Origin of the sequence: Gracilimonas sp., from assembly GCF_035704785.1 — a bacterium.
GTDB lineage: Bacteria > Bacteroidota > Rhodothermia > Balneolales > Balneolaceae > Gracilimonas.
The window spans coordinates 1-7,625 of sequence record NZ_DASSWP010000186.1 but is presented as its reverse complement, the minus strand read 5'-3'; the positions used below and the strand labels follow the sequence as shown (position 1 = coordinate 7,625).

Here is a 7,625-nt window from a genome sequence, read left to right as displayed (position 1 = left end):
GGCTCTCTTGTTTATCCACGTCCTTCACAAAAAAAATTGTAAGAAATTCCATTTCAAGCGCTCTTACTATAAAAAGCGAATAAAGAATCATGGCTCGAAATAAAATTATTCCTTACGACCAAAGAATGAAATTCATTGCCCGGAAGCTCCGAAAAAACATGACACTTTCCGAGATCCTGTTATGGAAACAGATCAGATGCAGAAAGCTGGGAGTTCAATTCCATCGACAAGTACCTATAGATCGGTTTGTGGTGGACTTTTATTGTCATGAGATCATGCTTGCTATTGAAATTGACGGGATCACGCATGATAATCCTCAAAGTGATGCTTCTGACAAAGAGCGACAGCAGATCTTGGAAACCTATGGAGTGAAATTCATTCGGATTCCTGATAAAGAAGTGAAGCGAAATTTGGATGGGATTCTGCGGTTATTGGAAGCGAAAGTGAGAAAGATGCTGGAATGATCTGTATTGCCCCAAATGGCACCCTCCGCGTAATTTTAGCAAGCTAAAATTACTGCACCTCCCTCAAGGGAGGACTCTCCGTGGCCGTTTTAATTTATTGATTCCTCATCAGCAAATATCCCGAATTCCACAACAAAAAGTCTCCCCTCGAGGGGAGATCAATTCAAAAAAGCCGTTCCTTTTTTGAATTTCGTGGGGTGTTGTAGCCAAGGGCAACACTGCAACCCCATTACACAAATAATTCAAAAAAAATCCCTCACACGATCTTTCGTGTGAGGGATTAATGCAAGTAGTGAAGACCTTAGTCCTCGTTTGTTTAGTTTACTTGTTCATTAGTTTTTTGAAGTCCTCCAAAGTACCGCGAACGGCTTTGGCTGACTCTTTCAGAAGTTGCTGTTCTTTTTCGTTTAATTCAACCTCAATTACTTCTTTGATTCCGCCCTTACCAAGCTTCACAGGCACGCCAATGTACAGATCGTCAATTCCGTACTCACCGTCGATGTGCGCGCAAACCGGGAAGATGCGGTTTTGGTCGAGCAGGATGGCTTCCACCATCTGAGCTGCTGCGGCACCGGGAGCATACCAGGCTGAGGTTCCCATCAACCCAACGATCTCACCGCCGCCTTTCTTGGCACGGTCAACGATCTCATCCAGTCGCTCTTCACTGATGAAGTGTGTGATCGGCATTCCGGCAAGAGTCGTAAATCGCGGAAGCGGAACCATGGTGTCGCCATGACCACCCATCAACAAGGCTTGAATGTCCTTTGGAGATACGTCCAGTTCACTTGCGATAAAGGCACGGAAGCGGGCTGTATCAAGAATACCGGCCATTCCCATTACTTTGTTATGCGGAAGTCCGCTTGCATCTTTAGCAACCTGAACCATCACATCCAGTGGGTTTGAAACCACGATGATGATGGTATCGGGTGAATGCTTGGCGAGCTCCTTACTTACTGAACTTACAATGTTAGCGTTGATCTCAAGCAGGTCATCGCGGCTCATGCCCGGACGACGGGGAACACCGGCCGTGATCACACAAACATCAGATCCTGCGGTATCGGCATAATCAACGGTTCCGTTGATGCGCGTGTCAAAAAGGTGAATGGGAGCAGATTCCCACTGATCCAGTCCGCGCCCTTTAGAGGGATAAAATGTCTTGTCTCCATCTTTCTTTTCAATATCTACGGCTACGATCTCTTTACAAATATCGCGTTGTGCAAGTGCGTCAACTACGGTTGAGCCAACGTTACCTCCGGCTCCAACAACTGTTACTTTCATTATAGGATGATTTTTAATTAAGATTACTTGTTATAAAATTCTTTCCCGAAACATCCCTTAAAAATAAGAATTTTAGATGTTGATATTTGTAATTATTGGGAGATAGTTTTTGACTTGTCTCGTGAAGGGTTGAAACCACCTCACTGGTGTAAGGGATGGAGCTCTGGTCTTATACTTGCTCCAACGTTTTCAACCCTGTAGATAGAGTCAGGTAATTCAAAGACTCTGTTCGAGTGGGAAAAGTCTCCCCTCGAGGGAGGTCCCAAAATTTAGCTCACTAAATTTCGCGGAGGATGCCTGTCACTAAAGGAAACAAAGTTATCCAGGCTATTCACCACTCACGAATAACGATTATCAAATAACGAACTATGCCCTTAGCCATTTCAGAATAACCCGGTACAGCCAGCCCGGATCAGAACTCAAAAAACCGACGTGCCCACCTTCATCTGTAAAACAGGTTTGGATACATGGATTTTGATTCATCATATCAGAAGGAGCAAATTCGATAGGACAAAGCGTGTCTTCTTTGCTGTGGATGACCAAAAGATCCGTTTTCACATCTCCGTAGAAATGCTTGCTGGAGCATTGGTGATAGTAATCATCGGCACCCTCAAAATTGTGAAGCTTAGCAGTCACCTGATCATCAAATTCATAAATGGTATTGCCATGAAATTCAGGCATGTCAGAAAAAGTCTGTCGCTTAAGCTCAAGTTTTTCAACCAGCGTTTTCAAAAAACGGATCTCATAAATTCGGTTAAATCCATGCTGCAGTCGGATGGAGCCTTCCTTGAGATCATAAGGTGGTGAAACGGCAACCGCCCGCTGAACTAAACTCTGATCTTTTTCTTCCCCCAGATACTTCACCAGGGCATTGGCTCCCAGCGAATATCCAACTGCGAAGATCTGTTTCTCCGGATAGGTTCTTTTGAGCCAGCCTAAAAACGTACGGTAATCCTGAGTTTCCCCGGAGTGATAGAACCGTGGGCGAAGGTTCATTTTGCTCCCGCATCCCCGGAAATTCAGTGCGGCTGATGAAAAGCCTTTTTCCTTCAGTAAACCCATTAAATTAGCAATATAGTGCCGGTCTGTTGAGCCCTCCAATCCGTGAAAAAGAGCAACTATGGGCTTGTCAGAATTGACCAAACTAACATCAACTTCCAGAAAATCATCATCCGGTGTTGGGACCTCGAGGCGCTGATGGTCAGGCTTCTCCGCTCTTGTTAATTGCGAAGCCACCACCGTATGAACGTGCGTATTCCATGCCCACCAAACAGGTTCAAAAGGTTCAAGTTGAATGTTAGAATGTGACAGCGTTTTCATCTATAAAAATTTGATCGGTGCAAAACTATGTAGAAATACACTCCCAATCCATTTCCGGTTTTAACTCTACCATTGCTTCCCCTATATTCGGGTTCAAAAAAAGAGGTACGGTATGGCATCATCACTTACTCCTATTGAATACATCCGAAGCATTTTGGCTTTTGTGGTCTTCTTCCTGATGTTTGCTATTTCCACTCCACTGATCGCTATTCTTTTGATCCTGTCTTTCGGAAAAGCCACCAATTTTATCATTGAAAATTTCGGGCCTTTCATTACCTATCCGGTGTTGTGGACCCTTGGAATTAAATTTAATGTCATTCAGCACGGGGAGCTGGTAAAGGGATCGGTGATCTATACGATCAATCACAGTTCTACGCTCGACCTTGTCACGATGCTCGCGCTTGGACTACCCCACATCCGCTTTGTTGCCAAGTGGGAGCTGCAGTACAATCCTCTTTTTTTTATTGTAGGTCACCTGACCGGACAGGTATTTATACAGCGGAAAAAAAGTGAAAATGCTATAAGGAAATTAAAAAACACCTATGATCGGTTGAAGCGGAATGATCTGTCTATAATGGTAGCACCGGAGGGCTCACGAAAACATCCAGGGGTGATCGGTCCTTTCAAGAAAGGAGCTTTTCATATGGCCATCGATCTTGGCTTCCCACTTGTACCTATTTACTTCGATGGAAATCAGGAATTGAGCCTGGGCAGCTCATTGTTTTCCAAAAGCGGAACTATAAATGCTCATATCCATCCGCCCATAGACACCTCGCATTGGAAAAAAGAAACATTGGATCAGCATATAGCTGAGGTTCGCCAAAAGTATTTAAAGTGGGCCGGGGTTGAAGAGTAGAATTCTCTATGCTTAACGTGAAAACAGCGGTTGCCCAACCTTCCTGAACTGACCCGGGTTTTTGATTTACGATTAGCCGATTTGCGAATGATCGATCTGCGAAGAAGTTGTTGTAGTGAAACAATAGAGCCTTTGGCTACAACACCCAACGAAATTCAAAAAGGAACGGCTTTTTGAATTGATCTCCCCCTCAAGGGAAGACTTCTCCGATGTTGAACATCAGAGCTGAGTTTTAAATCTGAAATTCCATTCTATACTAACACGAAAAGTCCTCCATTGAGGGAGGTGCCGGACTGAGCGAATGCGAAGCCGGGCGGAGGGTGCGTGCTGCCAAGGGCGAAGGTTTCTTATTTCTTATCCATATTACCTTCTACTTATCCCGGTAGAAATAGATCTTCTTATTGTCAGCGTCTCTGCGGCTTTTTACTTTAAAGTCATTTTGCTTTCCAAATTGATAAACAGCCGTGCGCATAGAATTTATATTCTTTTCATTAGTATAACTTACTTCAACAGCTTGCCCACCCGGCTTCAATTTCTCAACAGCTTCAAGCAACGGCTTAAATTTTGATGTCCTTTTCTTTGACGATTTTACCGTCGAGCGCTTTACGAATTTAATATCCATTACTTTTTATTTTTATGTACTAATAATTATAGAGAAATATATGAATATTATTTCATATATCATGGCTTATAACAATTTATAATATTTAAATCATTCACTCGAAAAATCTCTGTTTAAAATTTGCTCAATCTATTGTTTAAAGTCCTCTTGAGGCTTTATTTGGACCGGTTTTAAAAACCATCAATACACTGATTTTTTAAGCAAAAGTGCGTTCATTAAATTACCTTACAGCGGCTAAAATCACTCACTTAACCAAGCTCTTATGACCGGAATAGATATTGTTGTATTCGTCGGCTATTGTATGCTCATCGTTGGAATTGGCCTTTGGGTTTCCAGAGACGAAAAAGGACATCAAAAAAATGCAGAAGATTACTTCCTCGCGGGGAAGTCCTTACCGTGGTGGGCTATCGGTGCCTCTCTTATCGCGGCTAATATTTCTGCAGAGCAGATCATTGGAATGTCAGGCTCGGGTTTTGCAGTCGGACTTGCCATTGCCTCTTATGAATGGATGGCCGCCATCACGCTTATTATTGTCGGTAAATACCTGTTGCCCATTTTCATTGAAAAGAAACTATACACCATTCCGGAGTTTATTGAACACCGTTTCAATACCACCCTCAAAACTATCCTCGCCATATTTTGGATTGCTTTGTTCGTATTTGTTAACCTTACCACAGTTATATTTTTGGGAGCAAAAGCGCTTGATACCATCATGGGAACGGGAGATGGCAGCCTGTTGATATACGCATTAATTGGCCTTGCCCTAATCGCTGCAGCCTATTCTTTGTATGGAGGGTTATCTGCAGTAGCCTGGACCGACGTGATGCAGGTTGGCTTGCTCATCCTCGGTGGATTTGTAACTACTTTTGTAGCCCTTAATAATATCACTCCTGAGGGCGGGATCTTCAACGGCTTTGCTCACCTGTATGATGTAGCCGGAGATAAATTTCACATGATCCTCGACCGGGATAATCCTGAGTATTCAAACCTGCCCGGCATAGCCGTTTTGATCGGTGGGCTTTGGGTGGCCAACTTATATTACTGGGGATTTAACCAGTACATCATCCAGCGAACGCTTGCGGCCAAATCCCTCAAAGAGGCCCAAAAAGGAATTATCTTTGCTGCCTTTCTAAAATTATTGATCCCGCTGATCGTGGTTATTCCCGGTATCATCGTGTATGTGCTTTATGTTCAGCCGGAAGGAACCACTCAGATCCCCGGAATCTTTGATGTATTCGCAAGACCTGATGGCGGCATCCATTATGACAATGCCTACCCGTGGCTTATCAGCGTTTTCTTATCTCCCGGATTTAAAGGGCTGGTTGTAGCTGCTCTTGCCGCTGCCATTGTTTCATCGCTGGCTTCAATGCTGAATTCTGTGGCAACCATCTTTACCATGGATATCTACCGCCCATACATCAACAAAAATGCCACCGATAAACAAACTGTGAACATGGGCCGTATCACCGCATCGGTTGCTCTTGTAACCTGTGTGTTGATCGCCCCGCAGCTTCAAAATGTACCTCAGGTGTTTCAATACATTCAGGAATATACCGGCCTGGTAAGCCCCGGGATCCTTGCGGTATTTATGATGGGATTATTCTGGAAGAAGACCACCACCAAAGGCGCCATTTACGGAGTGCTTTCATCTATCGTGATCGCCCTGTTGCTGAAAATCCCGTCACTTCAACTCCCATTTCTCGATCAAATGTATTACACATTGATTCTTACCATCGTGATCATTGCCGGTGTGAGTTTAACAACCAACCCTTATGATGAAGATCCCAAGGCCATCCATACTACGGCCGAGACCTTCAAGACAGGTTCTTCATTCAATATCGGAGCCTACGCCATCCTGATCATCACGGCTGTGCTTTATGCCATTTTCTGGTAAGAAAGATTTTTGCTGACCTGAACAATGCATTAGGATTATGGGGCCGTAAGGGCGTATCGCAATACGCCCTTACTATTACCAGGGAACCAATTCGGTTCCATTTCATTGAGTCATTCTGAACCCCCAGCCGGCGGTGAAGAACCTTCACTAGTATGATCTAACCCAAAGAAGTAATGTTTTCGGAGGTTGGGTTTTGTATAGAATTTCATTCGCAAATCGGTCATTCGATCCATCGATTAATCGTAATTCTGTATGAACTGATTTGCGATAGATCGAACGACCGATTAATAATGGACGATTTTTTTGCTACATACTCGGACCGGGAGGTCCGGACATGCATTACCAACGAGGTCGTTGGGAACGAGCTTGCAACGATCTCAAATGAATCAGTAGGGGCGCATTGCAATGCGCCCCTACTGATTGTTATTATTTCTTATAGCGCACTTCCGGTAGTTCCCTCAATAAACCGGCACTGTATTCGGCTGTGATGTCCCGCTGGGGATTGGCTAGCATTTCATAACCCACACGGAATTTTTTGATGGTTGCAGATCGCAGAAGCGGCGGATAGAAATGCATGTGATAATGCCATTCGGGATGTTCTTTGCCATCAGTTGGTGCAGGGTGGTGGCCGGCTGAATAGGGAAAGGAAATGTTAAATACATTATCATATTTAATGGTCAGCTTTCGGACGATATCGGCAAGGCCGGCTTTTTCGTCTTCAGTCATATCCGTCAATCTTGCAAACGGACGTTTACTGATCACCAATGTCTCAAATGGCCAAAAAGCCCAGAATGGAACCACCACCGCAAAGTGATCATTCTCTACAACCAACCGTTCTTTACGGTTCAGCTCCAGTTTCAAATAATCGGATAGCATTGTGCGGCCGTTTTTCTTGTAATACTCTATAAACTGCTTCAGCTCTTTGGCCGGTTCTTCGGGAATGGTTTCCTGTGCCCAGATCTGTCCGTGCGGATGGGGGTTGCTGCAACCCATCACTTCCCCTTTGTTCTCAAAGATCTGCACATAATTAATGAATTCTTTTTCACCCAATTCCCGGTATTCTTTCACCCAAAGGTCAACCACCTCCTTAACCTGAGACAACTCCATTTCCGGCAGCGTCAGATCATGCCGGGGCGAAAAACAGATTACCTTACACATCCCGCGCTCTCCTTTCGAGATCAACAAGTCACT

The 7,625-nt window shown here is 44.2% G+C and carries 7 protein-coding genes; 3 read left to right on the top strand and 4 right to left on the bottom strand.

Translation table 11 applies throughout. The features are described 5' to 3' along the window. Positions 1-89: 89 nt before the first annotated feature. Positions 90-464, top strand: a complete 375-nt coding sequence (locus VFM80_RS10820; protein WP_395071844.1) for an endonuclease domain-containing protein — start codon at positions 90-92, stop codon at positions 462-464. Positions 465-785: 321 nt separating this feature from the next. Here VFM80_RS10820 and mdh read toward each other — a convergent pair whose 3' ends face one another. Together mdh and VFM80_RS10810 are read right to left on the bottom strand one after the other, a co-directional pair. Continuing rightward, a complete protein-coding gene (mdh, locus tag VFM80_RS10815) occupies positions 786-1,742 on the bottom strand; it encodes a malate dehydrogenase (protein ID WP_395071843.1) in 957 nt (318 codons plus the stop codon). Between the two features lie 366 nt (positions 1,743-2,108). Then, complete coding sequence (locus VFM80_RS10810) at positions 2,109-3,062, bottom strand: YheT family hydrolase (protein WP_395071842.1); 954 nt, start codon at positions 3,060-3,062, stop codon at positions 2,109-2,111. A gap of 112 nt (positions 3,063-3,174) precedes the next feature. On the opposite strand from VFM80_RS10810, the gene VFM80_RS10805 reads away from it, so the two are divergent. Next, on the top strand, positions 3,175-3,918 hold the full coding sequence (locus VFM80_RS10805) for a lysophospholipid acyltransferase family protein (RefSeq protein WP_395071841.1): 744 nt from the start codon (positions 3,175-3,177) through the stop codon (positions 3,916-3,918). A 370-nt stretch (positions 3,919-4,288) separates the two neighbouring features. Here VFM80_RS10805 and VFM80_RS10800 read toward each other — a convergent pair whose 3' ends face one another. Next, positions 4,289-4,540, bottom strand: coding sequence for a hypothetical protein (locus tag VFM80_RS10800; RefSeq protein WP_395071840.1), 252 nt, complete (start codon positions 4,538-4,540; stop codon positions 4,289-4,291). Between the two features lie 262 nt (positions 4,541-4,802). On the opposite strand from VFM80_RS10800, the gene VFM80_RS10795 reads away from it, so the two are divergent. After that, positions 4,803-6,434 carry a sodium/sugar symporter gene (locus tag VFM80_RS10795; protein WP_395071839.1) on the top strand — a complete coding sequence of 544 codons (1,632 nt, stop codon included), beginning with the start codon at positions 4,803-4,805 and terminating at the stop codon, positions 6,432-6,434. Between the two features lie 426 nt (positions 6,435-6,860). Here the strand turns inward: VFM80_RS10795 and galT are convergent. Continuing rightward, positions 6,861-7,625: galactose-1-phosphate uridylyltransferase (gene galT / locus VFM80_RS10790; protein ID WP_395071838.1), on the bottom strand; the 765-nt coding region annotated here is incomplete at its 5' end.